The following is a 19,375-nucleotide window of genomic DNA, read 5'->3' as shown; positions in this document are numbered from 1 at the left end:
GGAGCAGCAGGGATGAAGGCCAAAACGAGTGCAATGATTTCGCTCGATCAGGCAAGGATGCTTGTTGCCCATCTTGAGCAAGGCGAATTTGAACAGGCCGATACCATCATTGCTGATGCATGTGCCCCCAATGCCGCCGCTCTCTTTGACAAAGTGGGTCAACTGACCCGACAACTGCACGATTCCCTACAGGATTTCCGGCTGGATCCGCGGATCCCCGACCTGGCGACCCATGATATTCCCGATGCCCGGGAGCGTCTCAGCTACGTTATCGATATGACTGACAAGGCAGCCAACCGCACCATGGATGCGGTGGAAGCCAGCCTGCCGATTGCTGACCGGCTCAATGACAACATTCAGCTGGTTCTGCCTAACTGGAATGCCCTGATGAGCAGGGACATGAATGTCGGACAATTTAAGTCTTTATGTCACCAACTGGATGATTTTATTAAGGCTTCTGAATCTGATGCCGATAAATTACGGCAACTGCTGACAGAAATCCTGATGGCGCAAGATTTTCAGGATTTGACCGGCCAGATGATCCGCAAGGTCATCAAGCTGGTTCAGGAAGTTGAAACAAAATTAATAGAAATGCTGACTATGTTTGGTGAGGCTGCGGCTGAGCATTCATCTCAACGCCTTCCTGTAAGCGGGATTGAAGCCGAAGGCCCCATCATGAACCCTGAGACGCGTTCCGATGTGGTCAATGGTCAGGATGATGTGGACGATCTGCTGTCTAGCCTGGGATTCTAATGGAGTGACGCATGGCCTTCGAAGTTGATGAAGACATACTGCAAGACTTTTTGGTCGAAGCATCCGAAATATTGGAACAGTTGTCCGAACAACTGGTCGACTTGGAAAAGCGACCCGATGACAAGAATCTGTTGAATGCCATATTTCGAGGCTTTCATACCGTTAAAGGCGGCGCCGGTTTTCTCTCTCTGGGAGAATTGGTAGACGTCTGTCACGGTGCCGAAAACGTGTTCGACATCTTGCGCAATGGCAAGCGAACCGTCACTGCCGAGTTGATGGATGTCATTTTGCAGGCACTGGACGCCATCAATGTGATGTTCGCCCAGGTGCAGAATCGCGAACCACCAAGCCCTGCATCCGCCGAAATCCTGCATGATCTGCATGAGCTCTGCAAGCCCGAGGGGCAAGAGCAGCTGCTGACTGCCTCCGCTGGCAATAATGCCCCTGCCCAGGGGGAAGAACCGGTTGAGACTGCTGCCGTGGCTTCCGAACCCGAGACGGTTGCTGCACCATTGCCCGTCAATGGTGGCGGCTCCATCGATGAAATCTCTGCCGATGAGTTCGAGCGTTTGCTCGATGAATTGCATGGTGCTGGCGGGGCGCCGACCCCGGTTGCCAATTCCATATTGACCGGCACCGGTGACATTACCGACGACGAGTTCGAAGCCTTGCTCGATCAGTTGCATGGTCAGGGTCAGCATAGTGGCGCCCTCGAGGTCAACCCCTTGACGTCGGTACAAAAAGAAGTCGACGAACTTATCGATGACGATGAGTTCGAGCGTCTGCTTGATGAGCTGCATGGTCGTGGCCAGGGACCGAAAACCAGTATCACGCCACCTGCAGCACCGGTAGCAGCCGCCCCAACACCAGCCGCCCCAACACCAGCAGCTCCGGTGAGCACTGCTCCCGCGGCCAAGCCGACGCCTGCGCCGGCACCAAAACCCACCGCCGCGCCGGCTGCTGCCGCAAAACCGGCACCAGCCCCCGTCAAACAACCGTCAGCACCGGCAGAAAATGCAGTGCAAAGCGATACCACGGTTCGGGTAGATACCAAGACATTGGACGTCATCATGAACATGGTGGGTGAGCTGGTGCTGGTTCGTAATCGTCTGGTGAGCCTCGGCATCGCCAGCAACGATGAAGACATGTCAAAAGCGGTTGCCAATCTGGACGTGGTGACGGCCGATCTGCAAGGCGCGGTAATGAAAACCCGCATGCAGCCCATCAAAAAAGTATTTGGTCGCTTCCCGCGCGTCGTGCGCGATCTGGCCCGCACTCTCAAGAAAGACATTGAGCTGGTGATGGTCGGGGAAGAGACTGACCTGGATAAAAACCTGGTCGAGGCCCTGGCCGATCCGCTGGTTCACTTGGTGCGCAACTCCTGTGACCATGGGGTCGAGATGCCGGATGTTCGTGAAAAAGCGGGCAAGCCACGTCAGGGCACCATTACCCTGAGTGCCTCCCAGCAGGGTGACCACATCCTGCTTTGTATCGAGGATGATGGTGCCGGCATGGATCCGGAGAAGCTCAAGTCCATCGCCATCAGTCGTGGTGTGCTGGATGCAGACAGCGCGGCTCGTATGAGTGACAACGATGCCTACAACCTGATTTTTGCGCCTGGTTTCTCTACCAAATCAGAGATATCCGATATCTCAGGCCGTGGTGTAGGTATGGATGTGGTGAAAACCAGTATTGTGAGCCTGAATGGCTCCGTCTATATCGATTCAACCTGGGGTAAAGGGACCCGCCTCGAGATCAAGGTGCCTTTGACGCTGGCTATCTTGCCGACGCTGATGGTGGAAGTGGGTGAACAGACGTTTGCCTTGCCGCTGGGGTGTGTGAACGAGATTTTCCATCTGGACCTCAAAAAGGCCAACGTGGTGGATGGTCAGCTCACTATCATAGTGCGTGACAAGGCCATTCCGCTCTTTTACCTGCATAAGTGGCTGGTGAAAGGGACGAACAAGAAATCACGGCAGGATACGGGCCATGTGGTCATAGTGCAGATTGGCACCCAGCAGATAGGTTTTGTCGTGGATAACCTGATTGGCCAGGAAGAGGTGGTGATCAAGCCGCTGGACAACCTGTTGCAAGGAACCCCAGGCATGGCCGGGGCCACCATCACCAGTGATGGTGGTATCGCACTCATTCTGGATGTGCCGAGTCTGCTCAAAGCGTATGCGCGTAGACATTGATAGCTCAGGCCCAAGGAGTTAGAAAAATAACAATGGCAGTCAAGGTACTAGTTGTCGACGATTCGAGCTTCTTCCGCCGCCGGGTCAGTGAAATCATCAATCAGGATCCCATGCTGACGGTGATAGACACGGCCCAGAATGGACGGGAGGCAGTAGACAAAGCGCTGGCTCTGCGGCCTGATGTGATCACCATGGACATAGAGATGCCCGTGATGGATGGCATCAGCGCCGTACGCGAGATCATGGCCAAGTGTCCCACTCCGATCCTGATGTTCTCCTCTCTGACCCATGAAGGGGCCAAGGCCACGCTCGATGCGCTGGATGCCGGTGCCCTCGACTTTCTGCCCAAGAAATTTGAAGACATTGCCCGTGACAAGGACGAGGCGATCCGGCTGTTGCAACAGCGGGTCAAGGATATTTCGCGCAAGCGCTTCCTGATGGCGGCGCCGGCTCGAGCCAAAGCGCCGGAACCTGCGGCTCGCATCCCATTGGGCAGCTCGCTGTCACGTCCTGGTGATCGTCAGGCCGAGCCACAGCGGAGTGTGCCGGCGGCGGCATTCAAGCGCAGTGGCAAGACTTATCAGTTGGTGGCTATCGGTACCTCCACCGGCGGGCCGGTTGCATTGCAAAATGTGTTGACCAAGCTGCCCGCTGATTTTCCTCACCCTATATTGCTTATCCAGCATATGCCGGCGACCTTTACCGCCGCCTTTGCCGCTCGTCTCAATGGCCTGTGCCAGATCGGGGTCAAAGAGGCGGAAGATGGTGATGTACTCAAACCCGGTCATGCCTATCTGGCGCCCGGTGGCAAGCAGATGCTGCTGGAAGGGCGTGGTGTCGGTGCCCGTATCCGGATTGTTGAGGGTAACGACAAGGTCAACTACAAGCCTTGTGTCGATATTACCTTTGCTTCAGCGGCCAAAACCTATGCCGACAAGGTGCTTGCCATCGTGTTGACCGGCATGGGGGCCGATGGCCGGGATGGCGCTCGCCTGCTCAAGGAACAGGGCTCTACTATCTGGGCTCAGGATGAAGCGTCTTGTGTCGTATATGGTATGCCGCAAGCCGTTGCCAAGGCGGGTATCGCCACTGAATCACTGCCGCTGGATCGGGTGGCACAGCGTATTCTGGTTGAGCTGGGTCGCTAAAGATGGGTATGTTCGGCCTGATCCTGGCGTTGGGAGCCATTGCCATTGCCCAGTTGTGGCATGGCGGAACCCTGCTCACCCTGCTCGATGGCCCCGCCTTTGTCATCGTAGTGGGTGGCACCTGGGGTGCGGTCATTTTGCAGACACCCCGCAAATATCTGCTTGAAGCAATCAGGCAGTTGCGCTGGATGTTGATCCCTCCTGCCTGGGATCTGCTCAATCAAGCCGAGCGGCTGCAGGGATGGGCTGTGTTTGCCCGCCAGCAGGGACTGTTGGCGCTGGAGAATCAGGCCGATCAGGAGAGTGACGAGTTCACCCGTCAGGGCCTCACCATGATAGTGGACGGGGTATCGATAGAGGATATCCGCATGTTGCTGGAAGCGGACATCGATATCGAGCAGGAGCGCAACGAGCACTCCGCCAGGGTCTTTGAGGCCATGGGGGGATATAGTCCGACCATTGGCATCATAGGTGCAGTGATAGGTCTGATCCAGGCCATGTTCAATCTGGAAGATCCCGCTGCTCTTGGGGCTGGAATTGCCGTTGCCTTTGTTGCCACCATCTATGGGGTCGGCTTTGCCAACCTCTTTTATCTACCGATTGCCAATCGTCTGCGCGCCTTTCACTATCATTACGCCCTGTTTCAGGAGATGACGCTGGAAGGTTTGATGGCGATTGCTCACGGCGAAAATGGCCCGCAGGTTGAACGGCGGTTGAAGGCTTATCTGAAAGGAGAGTAGCCATGCGCAAGCGCTATCGTTTGCACCTGCAAGGTCGAGAGCACCTCGATCGATGGCTGGTTTCCTATGCCGACTATATGACGCTGATCTTTGCCTTGTTCGTGGTGCTCTACTCGGTGGCGCTGGTCAACAAGGACAAGTATCGCGCCGTCATTAATGGCATGACTCAGGCTTTCAGCGTCATGCCGCCACGCAGCGATGGCTTGCTGGAAGGGCAGGGGACATCCCTGTTGAACGGCGAGGTCTCTGCCACATCTGCAGTGCTGGAGAGTGCCAGACAAGACTCCCCTTCGATTGCTCCCATCTCTGGTGTCCCCATCAAGCAAGATGGTACGACTCTTGCGACGATAGATACCCAATTGCAGGAAAACATGGGCTCACTGGTGGAGGCGGGGGTAGTCAAGCTCACGCTGGATGACAACTGGTTGACGGTAGAGCTGAGCTCTGGACTCTTGTTTGGCAGTGGCAGTGCCTTTATGAGTACTAATGCCGAGCCTGTGCTCAATACTCTTTCAAGTATTCTCAAACCGGTCGATAACTATGTGAGAGTGCGAGGCTACACAGATAACCAGCAGATAAATAATGAAATTTTCCGTTCCAACTGGACGTTGTCAGCGGCAAGAGCGGAGGCCGTGCTCACGGCTCTCATCGCCAAGGGGGTTGCCCCCCAGCGGCTTGCTTACGAGGCCTACGGCGAGTTTTCTCCCTTTACCGGGAATGACAGCGAACAGGGACGTTTACAGAATCGCAAGGTGGTGGTCGCTATTTCCAAGTTCGCCTGGGTGCCACCCGCCCCCGCTCCCGTCAAGCCTGTGACGGTGGAGCCGGTTCCCGCAGTGCAACAGGCAGTCGAGGCAGGCGAGGTCAAGGTGATCACTCTGCCAGGTGGTGGCATACGTATAACAACAAGGCAGGATTGATACAGTGATTGTTTGGACGGTTGCCAACCAAAAAGGTGGGGTCGGTAAAACCACCACAGTGGTCTCGTTAGCCGGTATTCTGGCTCAGCGCGGACAGCGGGTGCTATTGATTGACACTGACCCCCATGCTTCCCTGACTGCATATCTCGACTTTGATTCAGACCGGCTGGACGGCACTCTCTATGAGTTGTTTCAGGCTGCCAAACCTACTGCCGAGCTGGTCAATAAACTGACGCTGAGAACCAAATTCGAAAATATTCATCTTCTGCCGGCTTCCATCACATTGGCCACCCTGGATCGGGTGATGGGCAACCGGGAAGGGATGGGATTGGTGATCAAGCGTGCCCTGCTGCGTATTCAGGAGCAGTATGACTATGTGCTCATCGATTGCCCGCCGGTGTTGGGAGTCATGATGGTCAACGCCCTGGCTGCCTGTGATCGGATCCTGGTACCGGTACAAACCGAATTCCTGGCGCTCAAGGGGCTGGAGCGGATGATGAAAACTTTCGAAATCATGCAACGCTCCAAGCGGGAGAAGTTCCGCTTCACCGTGATCCCCACCATGTTTGACAAGCGAACCCGCGCCTCCCTGATGACCCTGAAGTCCATCAAGGAACAACATGGCGATGCCGTATGGAACGCCGTCATCCCCATCGATACCAAGTTTCGGGATGCCAGCTTGCTCCACATTCCCCCTTCTATTTATTCGCCGAGCAGCCGCGGCACTTATGCCTATGAGACTTTGCTCAACTATCTTGATGCCCAGGAGCGTCAACGTGCTCATGAGGTGACATCATGAGAGACACTACTCAAGTGAGGGCAATGGATGATTACTTCCATTCCCTGTTGCTGGATGAGGTCCTGCAGACGGAGCCGTCAGAAGCGCTCGAACCTGCGCCCGTGATCCTGTTGCAACGCCAGCCTCTGGCTGCTCCCGAGGTAGTCGTTCAACCCTATCTGGAAGCGGATGAACGGCTCGAACAGCTGAGCGAATTGCTCGCCCAGGTGGGTCAGGTGCAGTTTGAAATGGATGCCCTGAGCCATGAAGAGGTCGTCAGCGAGCCCTTGCAGATCGAGGCTGAAGATGCCTTGTTGCCGGTTGAGCCTGTCTGGCCAGAGGAGATGCCGGCCCCGGCTGTGGCAGAACCGTCAACGCTGGTGATGACAGAAACGACGGTAGAGCTGGCGCCTCAAGAAGAGGTGGCACCATCGACCTGGGAAAACATCGATACCGGCAAGGAATTTCAGGCGCTGTTCTTCGAAGTTGCCGGCGTCACCTTTGCAGTGCCCCTGACCGAGCTCGGCGGAATCCATCAGATGGGCGAAGTCTCGTCGCTGTTTGGTCAGCCCGACTGGTATCGTGGCATCATGACTTCCCGCGAGCAGAAGATGAACGTGGTGGATACCGCGCAGTGGGTGATGCCGGGTCAGCATCTGGAGATACCGGATTACAAGTATCTGATCATGTTGGGTGAATCTCCCTGGGGGCTCGCCTGCCATCATCTGAAAGGCACAGAGTTATTGCATCGTGATCAGGTCAAATGGCGCCATCAGGAGGGCAAACGCCCCTGGCTGGCTGGCATGGTCAAGGAGAAGATGTGCGCCCTGCTGCATGTCAGGGAATTGCTCCTGTTGCTGGAGCGCGGGGTCAACATAGAAGGTCGCTGATAACTTCTGCACTTGTGCTGTTTTATTGCTAGTTTTACCAGTAGACGTTTTCATAAAAGGAATAAAAACATGACAGAAAAGCGCAATATTGCACAGAATCTGGCCGAAGATGAAGTGCTGCAATGGGTCACCTTCCAGCTGGAAAATGAAACCTACGGCATCAACGTGATGCAGGTGCAGGAGGTGTTGCGCTACACCGAAATCGCCCCTGTGCCGGGTGCGCCCGAGTATGTGCTGGGTATCATCAACCTGCGCGGCAATGTGGTGACCGTCATCGACACCCGTTCCCGTTTCGGCCTGCCTTCCGGCGATGTAAGCGAGAACTCGCGCATCGTCATCATCGAGGCGGAGAAGCAGGTGATCGGTATCATGGTCGACAGCGTGGCTGAGGTGGTCTATCTGCGTTCCTCCGAGATTGATGCCGCCCCTGCGGTGGGTACCGAAGAGAGCGCCAAGTTCATTCAGGGTGTCAGCAACCGTGATGGTCAACTGCTGATCCTGGTCGATCTGAACAAGCTGCTCTCCGATGAAGAGTGGGAAGATATTGGCTCCCTCTGATAGAAAGGTGATGTTTTGATTATTGAAATAGCTGCCTTGGGGGTGTCCTTGTTGGCGTTGGTGCTGGCCCTGTACGGGGTGATCAGCAGCCGACGTGGCCAACGAGAGTCCGAGGCCAGGGTGGAGACGCTGCAAGGCCAGCTCGAGAGTCTGCGCAAGCAGATGATGGAACTGCACACGGGGGCCATCGGCATGGGCCAGCGTTTGCAGTCGGTCGAAGGGGCCATGCAGCAGGTCAACGATCGCCAGCAGGAGCTGACCCTGCAGGATCCGGAACGCCGCCTTTACAGCCGTGCCGCCAAGATGGTCGAGCTGGGTGCCGACCTCGACGAGGTCATGAATGAGTGCGAATTGCCAAAGGCCGAGGCTGAACTCTTGATTTCATTGCGAAAAGGCCGCTCATAAATCATCGGGAAGGCGCTCGCCTTCCTGATTTTCATCTCCCGCTTTGCGCGCCGAAAAGGCGGGATCTTCCCCACAAATCCTGCTGATAATTGGCATCTTTGAAAAGACGCATTCTAATACTGTGTTAATATGCAGGCCGCCTCTTTTCATCTGATTACATCCTCATGCTGCTTCAAGTTAACAATCTGAGCTGCGTGCGTGAAGATCGCACTCTGTTTGAACACCTCTCCTTTGCGGTGGCTCCCGGCGATCTGGTGCAGATTGAAGGTCCCAACGGTGTGGGCAAGACCAGCCTGTTGCGCCTCTTGACGGGGCTATCCCAGCCGTTTGCCGGTGAAATATGCTGGAATGGCGAAAATATCCGCCACTGTCGCGATGAATATCATGCCAACCTGCTCTATCTGGGCCATCAGCCCGGTGTCAAGGCGGCGCTGACACCGCTCGAAAATCTCGCCTTCTATCAGAAACTGCATCATCCGACCCAAACCGGGGGGGATTTGTGGCGAGTGCTGGCCCAGGTCGGGCTTGCCGGTTTCGAGGACAATCCCAGCGGGCAACTCTCCGCCGGTCAGCAGCGCCGGGTGGCACTGGCAAGGCTTTGGCTCAGTGATAAACCGGCGCTCTGGATCCTGGATGAGCCCTTTACCGCCATCGACAAGCAGGGGGTCAAGGTACTGGAACGCCTCTTCCTGGCCCACGCCGAGCGGGGAGGCATGGTGATCCTCACCACCCACCAGGACATGACTCTGATGCAGGGACGGTTAAAGACCCTGTCGCTGACCCCTTTGCTGCAGGAGTAGCTTGATGTTGCGCGCCGTAATCCAGCTTATTCACCGCGAGTTGCTGATGGCTCTGCGCCAGCGCTCCGACATTTTAAACCCGCTCTGGTTTTTCCTGATCGTCATTACCCTGTTTCCCCTCGGCATAGGCCCCGAACCCAAGCTGTTGGCCCGCATTGCCCCCGGTATCATCTGGGTGGCCGCCTTGCTGGCGGCCATGCTCTCCCTTGAGCGGCTGTTTCGGGATGATTTCAGCGATGGGGCGCTGGAGCAGATGATGCTGATGCCTCATCCCCTCGGGCTGCTGGCGCTGGCAAAAGTGATCGCTCACTGGTTGCTGACCGGGCTGCCACTGCTGCTGATCTCACCGCTGCTTGCCATCCTGTTGTCGCTGGACATGAACTCCTATCTGGCCGTGGTCGCGACCCTGGCGCTGGGAACCCCTGTGCTGAGCCTGCTCGGGGCCGTCGGCGTTGCCCTGACGGTGGGGCTGCGCAAGGGCGGCGTCTTGCTGAGCCTGCTGATCCTGCCGCTCTATATTCCGGTACTCATATTTGCCACCTCTGCCATCGATGCGGCGGGGATGGGCTTGCCCTATGCTGGCCAGCTCGCTATTTTGGCCGCCATGCTGGTGGGGGCTTTGACCCTGACTCCGCTGGCGGTATCGGCGGCGCTCAGGGTCAGCCTGAACTGACGATGGACATGAGCACAGGGCTCCTGATGGGTCATTGTGGAAAAATAATGTTGCGATGGATCAAGAAGAGGGTCGCTTATTGCTTTCGGGGTATTTGATGTCACCCCGAGGTCAGTATGGTAGGCCTCGCCAAACAATTAATAACAAAAGGTTTTGTGAGCTATGTGGAAATGGTTGCACCCTTACGCTAAACCCGAGCGAGCCTATGGGCTGGCAGGGACCTTGCTGCCCTGGTTTGCCGTGACAAGTCTGTTGTCATTTATCATCGGCACTGTCTGGGGGCTGGCCTTTGCACCGGCCGACTATCAGCAGGGCGACTCCTTCCGGATCATCTATATCCATGTGCCCTCCGCCATTCTCTCCATGGGGGCCTACTCCACCATGGCAGTGGCCGCTTTTATCGGGCTGGTGTGGCAACTGCGAATGGCCGACATGACGGTGGCGGCCATTGCGCCGGTCGGCGCCGTGTTCACCTTTATTGCACTGTTCACCGGTGCTGCCTGGGGCAAACCCATGTGGGGCACCTGGTGGGTATGGGATGCGCGCCTCACTTCCGAGCTGATCCTGCTGTTTCTTTACCTGGGGGTGATTGCGCTCTACAACGCTTTCAGCGACAAGGTGGTGGCTGGCCGCGCCGCTGGCATTCTTGCACTGGTGGGGGTGATCAACCTGCCCATCATTCACTACTCGGTGGAGTGGTGGAACACCTTGCACCAGGGCGCCAGCATCACCAAGTTTGACAAACCCTCCATTTCCCCCGAGATGCTGTGGCCGCTGCTCATCATGATACTGGCGTTTGCCGCCTTCCTCGGAGCCCTGACCCTGATGCGTTTTCGTAACGAGCTCTTGATGCGGGAGTGGCATCGCCCCTGGGTCAAAGATATTGCCGAGCAGGAGAAGTAAGCATGCACTTTGCCTCTTTCAGTGACTTCATGGCGATGGGCGGTTACGCCTTCTATGTCTGGCTCTCTTTTGGTCTGACCCTGATCTGCCTGGTTGGCATCGTCATTTCCACCCGTATAAAAACCCGCAGCCTGCTTGGCGAGTTGCGCAGCAAACAGGCGCGAGAGGCCCGCCGCAAGGCGGCCCAGCAGATGGAGAACACCCTATGAACCCGAGACGCAAAAAACGCCTCACCATCATACTGGCGATCAGTGCCGGTTTGGCCGCCGTGATCGGCCTGGTGCTCTACGCCCTCAGCCAGAACATCGATCTCTTCTACACCCCGAGTGAGCTGGTAGAAGGCAAGGGACCGGACAAGCTCAAGCCCGAAGAGGGGCAGCGCCTGCGTATTGGTGGGCTGGTGGTACCGGGTTCCGTGCAGCGGGATCAGCAGAGCCTCAAGGTAGCCTTCAAGCTGGTGGATAATGGCGGACATCTGGTGACCGTCGAGTTTGACGGCATACTGCCGGACTTGTTCCGGGAAGGGCAGGGCATAGTGGCCCAGGGGACTCTCAAGAACGCCACTACGGTGGAGGCGTTCGAGGTGCTGGCCAAGCACGATGAAAACTACATGCCGCCGGAAGTGGCCGAGGCCACCAATGGTATGCATTTCAAGCCGGAATATACCGAGGCGCAGTTGAAAGGAGCCAAACAATGAGTCTGGCTATCTGCTCACCGTTTTCATCGTTTCTCACCCGCGCACAGGTGTGTGCTGTAACTCAACCTGAAGGAACTCTGAAATGATCCCGGAATTAGGGCAGTTTTCACTGATCCTGGCCTTTGCCACCGCCATCTTGCTGGGGGTTTATCCCTTACTTGGCGCTCAGTGGGGGCGCCTTGGCATGATGTCGACCGCCCGCCCGCTGGCTTATGCCCAGTTTTTGCTGTTGTTGCTGTCGTTTCTGTGCCTGACCTGGGCTTTTATCGACCACGACTTTACCGTGCAGTATGTGGCCACCAACTCCAATACCCTCTTGCCACTGGCGTATCGGATCTCTGCCGTCTGGGGGGCCCATGAGGGCTCCTTGCTGCTTTGGGTACTGACGCTGGCAGGCTGGACGGCGGCGGTGGCCCTGTTCAGTCGCAGTTTGCCGCTCGATGCGGTGGCGCGGGTGCTCGGGGTGCTGGGATTGATCTCCATCGGGTTTACCGCCTTCGTGCTGTTTACCTCCGATCCCTTCACCCGGACTCTGCCTTACTTCCCGGTGGATGGCCGCGATCTCAACCCCTTGTTGCAGGATCCGGGTCTTATCTTCCATCCGCCCATGCTCTACATGGGGTATGTGGGCTTCTCGGTCGCCTTTGCCTTTGCCATCGCTTCCCTGATGACGGGGCGTCTCGACGCCACCTGGGCGCGCTGGTCACGCCCCTGGACCATGGCGGCCTGGGTCTTCCTGACCTTGGGCATAGTGCTTGGCTCCTGGTGGGCTTATTACGAGCTCGGCTGGGGTGGCTGGTGGTTCTGGGATCCGGTAGAAAACGCCTCCTTCATGCCCTGGTTGGCAGGCACTGCCCTGCTGCACTCGCTGGCGGTAAGCGAGAAGCGGGCCACTTTCAAGGCATGGACAGTGCTGCTGGCACTATCCGCCTTCTCCCTGAGCCTGCTCGGCACCTTCCTGGTGCGTTCCGGCGTATTGGTGTCGGTGCATGCATTTGCCTCTGATCCGACTCGTGGCCTGTTTATTCTGGGTTTCCTGCTGGCGGTGATCGGTAGTTCGCTCCTGCTGTTCGCCTTCAAGGGCTCGCAGGTGAAGAGTCACGGCAAGCATGAGCTGTGGAGTCGCGAGACCCTGCTGCTCGGCAACAACATCATGCTGGTGGCGGGTCTGCTGACCGTGTTGCTCGGCACCCTGTTGCCGCTGGTGCACAAGGAGCTGGGGCTTGGCAGCATCTCCATCGGTACTCCCTTCTTCAACCACATCTACAGCTGGCTGATCATTCCGTTTGCCCTGCTGATGGGGGTTGGCCCGCTGTTTCGCTGGCGCCGTCAGGGGCTGGGCGAACTCAAGGGCAAGGTGATCCTCGCCCTGGTTCTGAGTCTGGTCGCCGCCATCTTGCTGCCACTGTGGCTGGCCGAGGCGTTCAAACCCTGGGCTGCTGTGGGAATTGGTCTGGGGGCCTGGATCATCATCACCAGCATCCAGGAGACCTGGGTACGCGCCACCCACAAGTACCCCTTTGCTACCGGGGTGCGCAAGCTGGGCAACAGCCATTGGGCCATGATCCTGGGTCACGCGGGCCTGGCCGTCAGCATCATAGGTATCGCCTGTACCCAGAACTACAGCATCGAAAAAGATCTGCGCATGCAGGCCGGCGATCGGGTGCAGTTTGCCGATTACGAGTTTGTTTTCACCGGCATTCGGGAAAAGAACGGCCCCAACTACGACGGCTTCAAAGGTGTGCTGGAAGTACACCAGGATGACAAGCAGGTGGCCCTGCTCAAACCCGAGAAACGGATGTACACAGTGAGCCGGATGCCGATGACGGAAGCGGCGATTGACGCCGGTTTTACCCGGGATCTCTATGCGGCGCTCGGCGAGCAGCTGGACAACGGCGCCTGGGCGGTACGGATTTATTACAAACCCTTCGTGCGCTGGATCTGGTTCGGTGGCGTCTTCATGGCCATTGGCGGCGTGCTGGCCATGCTGGACAAGCGTTACCGTTTTGGCCGTCGTGAAGAGGAGGCCAAGGTATGAACAAGAAAACCTGGCTGTTTCTGATCCCCTTCATTATTTTTCTGTTGGGGGCCGTGTTCCTGTTCAAAGGGCTCTATTCCGACCCGACCAAGCTCGAGTCAGTGATGGTGGACAAGGAAGTGCCCGTGTTCACCTTGCAGGACATCTACGACCTGAACAAGCAGCATGATCGCAGCATCCTCAAGGGGCGCCCCATGCTGCTAAACGTCTGGGCTACCTGGTGCCCGACCTGCTACGGCGAACACACCTACCTCAAGCAACTGGCGGAGCAGGGCATCCCCATCGTCGGCATGAACTACAAGGATGAGCGGGACAAGGCCATCCGCTGGTTGACCGAGCTTGGCAATCCCTATCAGGTCAATCTTTATGACCCGGATGGCATGCTGGGGCTGGATTTGGGAGTCTATGGGGCACCCGAGACCTTCTTTATCGACAGTCAGGGTATCATTCGCTATCGCCATGTGGGGGATGTGAATCCACAAGTCTGGGCCACTACCCTCAAGCCCATCTTCGAGTCCATGAAATGAGAAGGCGCCTGATGAAAACACTGATTGCCTCCCTGCTGTTGCTGGCGGGATTGGGTGGCGCAGGACCGGCCCTGGCTGCGATTGATGTCTATACCTTTGACACTCCCGCGCAAGAGCAGACTTTTCGCGAGCTGACCCGCGAGCTGCGCTGCCCCAAGTGTCAGAACCAGGACATTGCCGATTCCAATGCAGGGCTTGCCAAGGACTTGCGGGACAAGACCTACCAGATGGTACGTGAGGGCAAGGAGAAGCAGGAAGTGGTGGACTACATGGTTGCCCGCTATGGCAACTTCATTTTGTATAACCCGCCGCTGATGGCGTCGACCCTGATCCTCTGGCTCGGCCCGCTGCTGGTCATCGTCATTGGCGCCGTCACTGTGGTGGTGCGCAGTCGCCGTCGTCCCGTCATGGCCAAACAGGCGGATGGCGCCCTGAGCGCACAGGAGCAGGATCGTCTGGCTGCCCTGCTCAAAGAGGAAGAGAAACAATGACCGCATTTTTGATTGTGATCGCGGCCTTGCTGGTGTTGGTGAGTCTGACCCTGGCGATGCCGCTGTGGCGTGGTGAGGGCAAGCAGAGCATCAGCCGTTCGGCTCTCAACAAGCAGCTTTATCGTCAGCGTTTGCTGGAAATCGGCGAAGAGCGCGAGCAAGGAATATTGGCGGAGGAGCCGGAATCCCTGGTCGAGCTGCAACGCAGCCTGCTGGATGACATCCCTGATGTGGAGCAGAGCGCCCGTGGCGGCAAGAGCCTGATCTGGATCCCGGGTGTGCTGGTGCTGGTGGTGGTGAGTCTGGGGCTCTATTACAAGCTGGGCGCCTGGCAGGAAGTCCAGCGCTGGCAGGATGCCAGCAGTCGACTGGGTGAGCTGAGCAACCGCATTCTGGTCGAACGGGATGCCCAGGTGACCGAGCAGGACCTGCTGGACTTCATGCTGGCGTTGCGCACCCGTCTGAAAGACGAGCCGAATGATTACCGTGGCTGGCTGCTGCTGGGTCGTTTGTCGCTGGATGGCAATGATCCTGACATGGCCCGCGAGGCCCTTGAACGCGCCTATGTTCTGGCTCCGCAGAAGACCATGGTAGCCGTGCCCTACGCCCAGGCCTTGATGATGACGGGGGATGATGCCCAGGCCGGTCAACTGCTGAGCAGCGCCATTGCGCTGGATCCGGCCAATATAGAGGCCAGATCCGTCTATGCCTTTATGGCGCTGCAAAAAGAGGACTTCAAGACAGCGCTGATGCGCTGGCGCGAGATGCTGCCGCTGATGGAGAAGGGCTCGACCCGCTACGCCATGGTGGAGCGCTCCATCGACTATGCCGAGCAGCAGTTGAAACAGCGTGGCATAGCGGTGACGACCCCTGGTGCAGCCAACAAGAGTGATGAGCAGGGGCAACAGCTGGAGGTGAAGAAAGGGGAGTTTCCGATCCATGTCACCCTGGCTGCCGGCATTCAGATGCCGGAAGATGCTCATCTGTTCGTTTTTGCCGTGGTGCCCAATGGGCCGCCCATGCCCATCGCCGTGAAGCGCATCGCAGGACCCACTTTGCCTGTTACCCTTTCCCTGGGGGATGGTGATGCCATGATGGAGGGCAGCAAGCTTTCCGCCTATCCGCAACTGCAGTTCAAGGCACGGCTTTCTCGCGGCGGCAACGTCATGAACAAGGAAGGGGCGTTCGAAGGGGTATCGACATCTGTCCCGACGGATGCAATTCCTTCAGCGCCGATTGACATCCGTATCGATCACGCCCTCTAATACCCCTTTGCCCCGCCCCTCTATGGGGCGGGTGCCTATAATTCGGATTAATCACAATAAAAAACTAGGACTTCCATATGTATGTGCGTTCAGTGGCATTGATGGCGGCATTGTTGTTGGGAGGCTGTGCGGGTGGCCCACCCAAGCCGGGCCCCGAGAGTCTTGATCTCAATGAAGCACCGGGTCGGCCCGAGGCGACCAGCACTGCCAGCGATGGTCGCGACCCCTTCCAGGGGGCAAACCGGGCCATGTGGGTGGTCAACTACGATGTGCTGGAGCCCTATGTGGCCCGCCCCGTTGTGCATGGCTATGCCCGCTATATTCCGCAAGGCATGAAGGATGGCATCGAGAACCTGGTTGAGAACTTCAACGAGCCGAGCAGCATGGTCAACCACCTGATCACCGGTGACTTGCAAGGCGCGGGAACCAACCTCGGCCGCTTTACCCTCAACACCACTATCGGTTTGCTGGGTATCTTCGATGTGGCCAAGCATGCCGGGCTCGAACGCGACAAGCTGGAACTCAATACAGTACTGGGTCGTGCCGATATCGGCGATGGTGCCTATCTGATGGTGCCCGTCTACGGTCCTACCACGACGCGCAAGCTGGTGGGGGATACCATAGATACCATCTACTTCCCCTATGCCCTGTTGACGCTGCCGCTGCGAGTCACCCACTGGATGCTGGATGGATTGGGTACCCGATCCAAGCTGATCGATCAGGAGAGGATCATCGACAACGCGCTCGATCCTTATGCCCTGACCAAGGATTTCTATCTGCAGCACAACCAGAACAAAGTGACCGGTCGTCAGACCGAGTTCAAGCAGACGCCGGCGGAGAAAGCCGACGATGCCAATCTGGATGACTATCTGGACGAGATAGACCAGTGATGCCACTGGCTGTCGATAACAGGCGCCTTCGGGCGCCTTTTTCATATCCGCTGCCGGCTCATTTCTGCCATAAAAAAACGCCCCGCAGTGCGGGGCGTTTTGGCAAGAAGCGGCTATCAGGCAGCCAGGTTCTTGGCCACGAATTCCCAGTTCACCAGGTTCCAGAAGGTTTCCATGTACTTCGGACGCAGGTTGCGGAAATCGATGTAGTAGGCGTGTTCCCACAGGTCGACGGTCAGCAGCGGTGTAGTACCGGTTTCGGTCAGCGGGCAACCGGCGTTGGAAGTGTTGACGATGGCCAGGGAGCCGTCGGCTTTCTTCACCAGCCAAGTCCAGCTGGAACCGAAGTTGCCGATGGCAGACTTGGTGAAGGCATCCTTGAACTCGGCGAAGGAGCCAAACGCCTTGTTGATGGCATCAGCCAGGGCGCCGGTCGGCTCGTTGCCACCGTTCGGGGAGAGGCAGTGCCAGTAGAAGGTGTGGTTCCAGATCTGGGCGGCGTTGTTGAAGATGCCGCCAGTGGAGGTCTTGATGATCTCTTCCAGAGACTTGCCTTCAAACTCGGTACCTGGCACCAGGTTGTTCAGGTTGACCACGTAGGTGTTGTGGTGCTTGCCGTGATGATATTCCAGAGTTTCCTGGGAGATGTGCGGTTCCAGGGCATTGATTGCGTAGGGCAGAGCGGGAAGTTCGAAAGCCATTTTCTACTCTCCATTGGCTGGCCGTGCGAAGGCGACGGTTGCAAGACATTGCGTACTCTTTTCTATTTTGAAAAGAATTGTTCTTGAAATGATGGGGCCAGATGGCCCAAAGCCCGTCGATTGTACCAGCATCAAAGATGGGCTAACAACTCTTGATTCTCGCCATGATCCGGATCAAGCTACGGCGTATTGATTCATCACTTCTTGCATCCAGGACGGTTTGTCAGTTTGTGGTCTGCAAGGATTGCAGTAGAATGGCCGCCGAAATCGCTCTAGTGAGGCACCTATGGAAACTATTGAAAAGATCAAACAGCAGCTGGCTGACAATCCCATCATCCTGTACATGAAGGGTTCCCCCAAGCTACCCAGCTGCGGTTTCTCTGCCCAGGCCTCCCAGGCTCTGATGTCCTGTGGCGAGCCGTTTGCTTATGTCGACATACTGCAAAATCCGGACATCCGTGCCGAGTTGCCTAAGTTCGCCAACTGGCCCACCTTCCCGCAACTGTGGGTAGAGGGTGAGCTGGTCGGTGGCTGCGATATCCTGATCGAGATGTTCCAGGCCGGCGAGCTACAGACCCTGATCAAGGAAACTGCCGCCAAGCACAAGCAGGATGACGTTGCTGCCGAATAAGGTCGCATCTGCATCATGCAAAAAGGGGAGCCAATGGCTCCCCTTTTTTTATCACGGCAGACGGGATCAGCTGATGCGCTCGATGCGAGCCATATAGAAGCCGTCAAAGCCGGTCGCGGACGGGCTGACTGTGTGGTCATCCCGCAGACGATAGTTGTCGTTGGCAGCCAGGAATTTGTCTACTTGCTGACGGTTCTCCTGGGGCAGGATGGAGCAGGTTGCATAGACCAGCAGACCCCCCACCTTCACCATCTGGCTGTAACGCTGCAGTATCTCCTCTTGCAAGGCAACCAGCACCGGCAGTCGCTCGGCGGTGTCGCGCCATTTGGCATCCGGATTGCGCTTGAGCACGCCAAGACCGGAGCAGGGCACGTCCAGCAGTACGCGATCGGCAGTGCCTTTGAGGCGCTTGACCGTCTTGCTGCTCTCGATGACGCGGGTTTCCACGTTGTGGGCACCGGCACGGCGGGCGCGCTGCTTGAGGTTTTCCAGCTTCCACTCTTCCACATCCATGGCCAGCAGACGGCCCTTGCCTTCCATCATGGCGGCGATGTGCAGGGTCTTGCCGCCGGCACCGGCGCAGGCGTCGATGACCCGCATGCCAGGGGTGACTTCCAGCGCCGCTGCAACCAGCTGGGAGCCTGCGTCCTGCTGCTCGAACCAGCCATCGGCAAACGCCTTGGTGCGAAACAGGGCGGCATCAGAGGTGACCTGCAGGGCGGTAGCGACCCCTTCAACCGGAATGGTGTTGACCTGCTCCTTGGCCAGTGCGGCTTGCAGCTGCTCCCGCGTGCATTTGAGGGTGTTGACCCTCAGGTAACGCTTGGGCATCCAGGCCAGGGCGGCGCGCTCTGCAGGCCAGGCCTCGCCCAACTGCTCGCTGCCCAGCTTTTCCAGCCAGGCAGGGCAACCATCCATCAGCACCGGATTTTTCTTCGCTTCTGTCAGGCGGCGACGGAATGCTTCTTCGTTGAAGCGATCCAGGGTTGGATGGTTGGACTGAACTATCTTGTGGAAGGCGTGCCAACTGTGCAGCAGCGGCCAGACGTTTTTTTCGGCCTGACGCACCTGAATACCGGTCAGGGCGCAGTAGAGGCTGAGGCGACGCAGCAGGTCGCCGGTGACCAGGGCAATCCTTGCCTGTTCTTGTGGCTTGATTTCGATGCCGGAGAAGTGGCGTGCATAGGCTCTGTCCAGGGTGAGACCCTGGCCTAATACATCGTCAACTATGGCAACGACCAGATCCCCGGAACGGGGCAACAGTGGGGACTTGAGCATGAGATTAACCTTGGCCAGATAAAGATGAACCGCCTCCCTATCGAGCGCGGTTCTAAAACTGATAAATCCGCGCAATGATAGGGGTTAGACAGGG

General features: G+C 57.3%; 23 protein-coding genes. 20 read left to right on the top strand and 3 right to left on the bottom strand.

Annotation, left to right across the window (positions count from 1 at the left end):
• Positions 1 to 12: 12 nt before the first annotated feature.
• The 9 genes from AACX78_RS16305 (at position 13) to AACX78_RS16265 (ending at position 8,387) form a co-directional block, all read left to right on the top strand.
• Entirely contained in the window at positions 13 to 753 is a 741-nt protein-coding gene (locus AACX78_RS16305) for a protein phosphatase CheZ (protein WP_005319293.1), read from the top strand.
• A gap of 11 nt (positions 754 to 764) precedes the next feature.
• Positions 765 to 2,948 (top strand): chemotaxis protein CheA, encoded by a 2,184-nt coding sequence (locus AACX78_RS16300; RefSeq protein WP_159166827.1) that lies wholly within the window; start codon positions 765 to 767, stop codon positions 2,946 to 2,948.
• 32 nt (positions 2,949 to 2,980) lie between these two features.
• Positions 2,981 to 4,096, top strand: a complete 1,116-nt coding sequence (locus tag AACX78_RS16295) for a protein-glutamate methylesterase/protein-glutamine glutaminase (protein WP_159166826.1) — start codon at positions 2,981 to 2,983, stop codon at positions 4,094 to 4,096.
• A gap of 2 nt (positions 4,097 to 4,098) precedes the next feature.
• Positions 4,099 to 4,836, top strand: a complete 738-nt coding sequence (locus AACX78_RS16290; RefSeq protein ID WP_034524367.1) for a flagellar motor protein — start codon at positions 4,099 to 4,101, stop codon at positions 4,834 to 4,836.
• Positions 4,837 to 4,838: 2 nt separating this feature from the next.
• On the top strand, positions 4,839 to 5,756 hold the full coding sequence (locus AACX78_RS16285; protein WP_159166825.1) for a flagellar motor protein MotB: 918 nt from the start codon (positions 4,839 to 4,841) through the stop codon (positions 5,754 to 5,756).
• A gap of 4 nt (positions 5,757 to 5,760) precedes the next feature.
• Positions 5,761 to 6,555 carry a ParA family protein gene (locus AACX78_RS16280; protein WP_059112927.1) on the top strand — a complete coding sequence of 265 codons (795 nt, stop codon included), beginning with the start codon at positions 5,761 to 5,763 and terminating at the stop codon, positions 6,553 to 6,555.
• Positions 6,552 to 7,424 (top strand): chemotaxis protein CheW, encoded by an 873-nt coding sequence (locus tag AACX78_RS16275; protein ID WP_059112928.1) that lies wholly within the window; start codon positions 6,552 to 6,554, stop codon positions 7,422 to 7,424. Before AACX78_RS16280 ends, AACX78_RS16275 begins: the two co-directional genes overlap by 4 nt.
• A gap of 69 nt (positions 7,425 to 7,493) precedes the next feature.
• The gene (locus AACX78_RS16270) at positions 7,494 to 7,982 is read left to right on the top strand and encodes a chemotaxis protein CheW (protein WP_005298836.1); all 489 of its coding nucleotides are present in this window, start codon (positions 7,494 to 7,496) and stop codon (positions 7,980 to 7,982) included.
• Positions 7,983 to 8,000: 18 nt separating this feature from the next.
• Complete coding sequence (locus AACX78_RS16265; protein ID WP_043134707.1) at positions 8,001 to 8,387, top strand: DUF2802 domain-containing protein; 387 nt, start codon at positions 8,001 to 8,003, stop codon at positions 8,385 to 8,387.
• Here the strand turns inward: AACX78_RS16265 and AACX78_RS16260 are convergent.
• Positions 8,382 to 8,537, bottom strand: a complete 156-nt coding sequence (locus tag AACX78_RS16260; protein ID WP_155601922.1) for a hypothetical protein — start codon at positions 8,535 to 8,537, stop codon at positions 8,382 to 8,384. The two genes, AACX78_RS16265 and AACX78_RS16260, sit on opposite strands and share 6 nt — an antisense overlap.
• Positions 8,538 to 8,551: 14 nt before the next feature.
• Between AACX78_RS16260 and ccmA the strand changes: the two genes are divergently transcribed.
• The 10 genes from ccmA to AACX78_RS16210 all read left to right on the top strand — a co-directional run bounded on the left by ccmA (position 8,552) and on the right by AACX78_RS16210 (position 16,671).
• The gene (gene ccmA / locus AACX78_RS16255; protein WP_159166824.1) at positions 8,552 to 9,187 is read left to right on the top strand and encodes a cytochrome c biogenesis heme-transporting ATPase CcmA; all 636 of its coding nucleotides are present in this window, start codon (positions 8,552 to 8,554) and stop codon (positions 9,185 to 9,187) included.
• A 4-nt stretch (positions 9,188 to 9,191) separates the two neighbouring features.
• Complete coding sequence (ccmB, locus tag AACX78_RS16250) at positions 9,192 to 9,860, top strand: heme exporter protein CcmB (protein ID WP_021140844.1); 669 nt, start codon at positions 9,192 to 9,194, stop codon at positions 9,858 to 9,860.
• Positions 9,861 to 10,022: 162 nt separating this feature from the next.
• Positions 10,023 to 10,763, top strand: coding sequence for a heme ABC transporter permease (locus AACX78_RS16245; protein ID WP_021140845.1), 741 nt, complete (start codon positions 10,023 to 10,025; stop codon positions 10,761 to 10,763).
• A 2-nt stretch (positions 10,764 to 10,765) separates the two neighbouring features.
• Positions 10,766 to 10,972 carry a heme exporter protein CcmD gene (gene ccmD / locus AACX78_RS16240; protein WP_005319258.1) on the top strand — a complete coding sequence of 69 codons (207 nt, stop codon included), beginning with the start codon at positions 10,766 to 10,768 and terminating at the stop codon, positions 10,970 to 10,972.
• The gene (gene ccmE / locus AACX78_RS16235; RefSeq protein WP_159166823.1) at positions 10,969 to 11,460 is read left to right on the top strand and encodes a cytochrome c maturation protein CcmE; all 492 of its coding nucleotides are present in this window, start codon (positions 10,969 to 10,971) and stop codon (positions 11,458 to 11,460) included. The genes ccmD and ccmE overlap by 4 nt, the downstream gene beginning before the upstream one ends.
• Positions 11,461 to 11,542: 82 nt before the next feature.
• Complete coding sequence (locus AACX78_RS16230) at positions 11,543 to 13,498, top strand: heme lyase CcmF/NrfE family subunit (protein ID WP_159166822.1); 1,956 nt, start codon at positions 11,543 to 11,545, stop codon at positions 13,496 to 13,498.
• Positions 13,495 to 14,025, top strand: a complete 531-nt coding sequence (locus AACX78_RS16225; RefSeq protein WP_005319248.1) for a DsbE family thiol:disulfide interchange protein — start codon at positions 13,495 to 13,497, stop codon at positions 14,023 to 14,025. The genes AACX78_RS16230 and AACX78_RS16225 overlap by 4 nt, the downstream gene beginning before the upstream one ends.
• Before the next feature lie 11 nt (positions 14,026 to 14,036).
• Complete coding sequence (locus AACX78_RS16220; RefSeq protein WP_111587494.1) at positions 14,037 to 14,516, top strand: cytochrome c-type biogenesis protein; 480 nt, start codon at positions 14,037 to 14,039, stop codon at positions 14,514 to 14,516.
• Positions 14,513 to 15,781 carry a c-type cytochrome biogenesis protein CcmI gene (gene ccmI, locus AACX78_RS16215; RefSeq protein WP_159166821.1) on the top strand — a complete coding sequence of 423 codons (1,269 nt, stop codon included), beginning with the start codon at positions 14,513 to 14,515 and terminating at the stop codon, positions 15,779 to 15,781. Before AACX78_RS16220 ends, ccmI begins: the two co-directional genes overlap by 4 nt.
• 77 nt (positions 15,782 to 15,858) lie before the next feature.
• On the top strand, positions 15,859 to 16,671 hold the full coding sequence (locus AACX78_RS16210; protein ID WP_181455187.1) for an MlaA family lipoprotein: 813 nt from the start codon (positions 15,859 to 15,861) through the stop codon (positions 16,669 to 16,671).
• 116 nt (positions 16,672 to 16,787) lie between these two features.
• On the opposite strand, the gene sodB is transcribed toward AACX78_RS16210, so the two are convergent.
• Entirely contained in the window at positions 16,788 to 17,372 is a 585-nt protein-coding gene (gene sodB, locus AACX78_RS16205) for a superoxide dismutase [Fe] (RefSeq protein WP_159166820.1), read from the bottom strand.
• 286 nt (positions 17,373 to 17,658) lie between these two features.
• On the opposite strand from sodB, the gene AACX78_RS16200 reads away from it, so the two are divergent.
• Entirely contained in the window at positions 17,659 to 18,003 is a 345-nt protein-coding gene (locus AACX78_RS16200) for a Grx4 family monothiol glutaredoxin (RefSeq protein ID WP_005319230.1), read from the top strand.
• A gap of 66 nt (positions 18,004 to 18,069) precedes the next feature.
• Here AACX78_RS16200 and AACX78_RS16195 read toward each other — a convergent pair whose 3' ends face one another.
• Positions 18,070 to 19,281: an RsmB/NOP family class I SAM-dependent RNA methyltransferase gene (locus AACX78_RS16195; RefSeq protein ID WP_058395689.1), complete on the bottom strand. Its 1,212-nt coding sequence runs from the start codon at positions 19,279 to 19,281 to the stop codon at positions 18,070 to 18,072.
• Between the last annotated feature and the right edge of the window lie 94 nt (positions 19,282 to 19,375).

The sequence above is a fragment of the Aeromonas sp. 9A genome, assembly GCF_963900955.1.
Taxonomy (GTDB): Bacteria; Pseudomonadota; Gammaproteobacteria; order Enterobacterales; family Aeromonadaceae; genus Aeromonas; species Aeromonas salmonicida.
The sequence above is the reverse complement of the archived record's forward strand: the minus strand, read 5'-3'. Positions and strand labels throughout refer to the sequence as shown.

What these genes read in the sequence shown, in the direction of transcription:
- sodB (WP_159166820.1), bottom strand. Translation starts at nt 17,372, where the DNA reads ATGGCTTTCGAACTTCCCGCTCTGCCCTACGCAATCAATGCCCTGGAA.
- ccmE (WP_159166823.1), top strand. Translation starts at nt 10,969, where the DNA reads ATGAACCCGAGACGCAAAAAACGCCTCACCATCATACTGGCGATCAGT.
- AACX78_RS16210 (WP_181455187.1), top strand. Translation starts at nt 15,859, where the DNA reads ATGTATGTGCGTTCAGTGGCATTGATGGCGGCATTGTTGTTGGGAGGC.
- AACX78_RS16220 (WP_111587494.1), top strand. Translation starts at nt 14,037, where the DNA reads ATGAAAACACTGATTGCCTCCCTGCTGTTGCTGGCGGGATTGGGTGGC.
- AACX78_RS16195 (WP_058395689.1), bottom strand. Translation starts at nt 19,281, where the DNA reads ATGCTCAAGTCCCCACTGTTGCCCCGTTCCGGGGATCTGGTCGTTGCC.
- ccmD (WP_005319258.1), top strand. Translation starts at nt 10,766, where the DNA reads ATGCACTTTGCCTCTTTCAGTGACTTCATGGCGATGGGCGGTTACGCC.
- ccmA (WP_159166824.1), top strand. Translation starts at nt 8,552, where the DNA reads ATGCTGCTTCAAGTTAACAATCTGAGCTGCGTGCGTGAAGATCGCACT.
- AACX78_RS16270 (WP_005298836.1), top strand. Translation starts at nt 7,494, where the DNA reads ATGACAGAAAAGCGCAATATTGCACAGAATCTGGCCGAAGATGAAGTG.
- ccmB (WP_021140844.1), top strand. Translation starts at nt 9,192, where the DNA reads ATGTTGCGCGCCGTAATCCAGCTTATTCACCGCGAGTTGCTGATGGCT.
- AACX78_RS16230 (WP_159166822.1), top strand. Translation starts at nt 11,543, where the DNA reads ATGATCCCGGAATTAGGGCAGTTTTCACTGATCCTGGCCTTTGCCACC.
- AACX78_RS16245 (WP_021140845.1), top strand. Translation starts at nt 10,023, where the DNA reads ATGTGGAAATGGTTGCACCCTTACGCTAAACCCGAGCGAGCCTATGGG.
- ccmI (WP_159166821.1), top strand. Translation starts at nt 14,513, where the DNA reads ATGACCGCATTTTTGATTGTGATCGCGGCCTTGCTGGTGTTGGTGAGT.
- AACX78_RS16300 (WP_159166827.1), top strand. Translation starts at nt 765, where the DNA reads ATGGCCTTCGAAGTTGATGAAGACATACTGCAAGACTTTTTGGTCGAA.
- AACX78_RS16200 (WP_005319230.1), top strand. Translation starts at nt 17,659, where the DNA reads ATGGAAACTATTGAAAAGATCAAACAGCAGCTGGCTGACAATCCCATC.
- AACX78_RS16285 (WP_159166825.1), top strand. Translation starts at nt 4,839, where the DNA reads ATGCGCAAGCGCTATCGTTTGCACCTGCAAGGTCGAGAGCACCTCGAT.
- AACX78_RS16275 (WP_059112928.1), top strand. Translation starts at nt 6,552, where the DNA reads ATGAGAGACACTACTCAAGTGAGGGCAATGGATGATTACTTCCATTCC.
- AACX78_RS16225 (WP_005319248.1), top strand. Translation starts at nt 13,495, where the DNA reads ATGAACAAGAAAACCTGGCTGTTTCTGATCCCCTTCATTATTTTTCTG.
- AACX78_RS16260 (WP_155601922.1), bottom strand. Translation starts at nt 8,537, where the DNA reads ATGAAAAGAGGCGGCCTGCATATTAACACAGTATTAGAATGCGTCTTT.
- AACX78_RS16295 (WP_159166826.1), top strand. Translation starts at nt 2,981, where the DNA reads ATGGCAGTCAAGGTACTAGTTGTCGACGATTCGAGCTTCTTCCGCCGC.
- AACX78_RS16290 (WP_034524367.1), top strand. Translation starts at nt 4,099, where the DNA reads ATGGGTATGTTCGGCCTGATCCTGGCGTTGGGAGCCATTGCCATTGCC.
- AACX78_RS16305 (WP_005319293.1), top strand. Translation starts at nt 13, where the DNA reads ATGAAGGCCAAAACGAGTGCAATGATTTCGCTCGATCAGGCAAGGATG.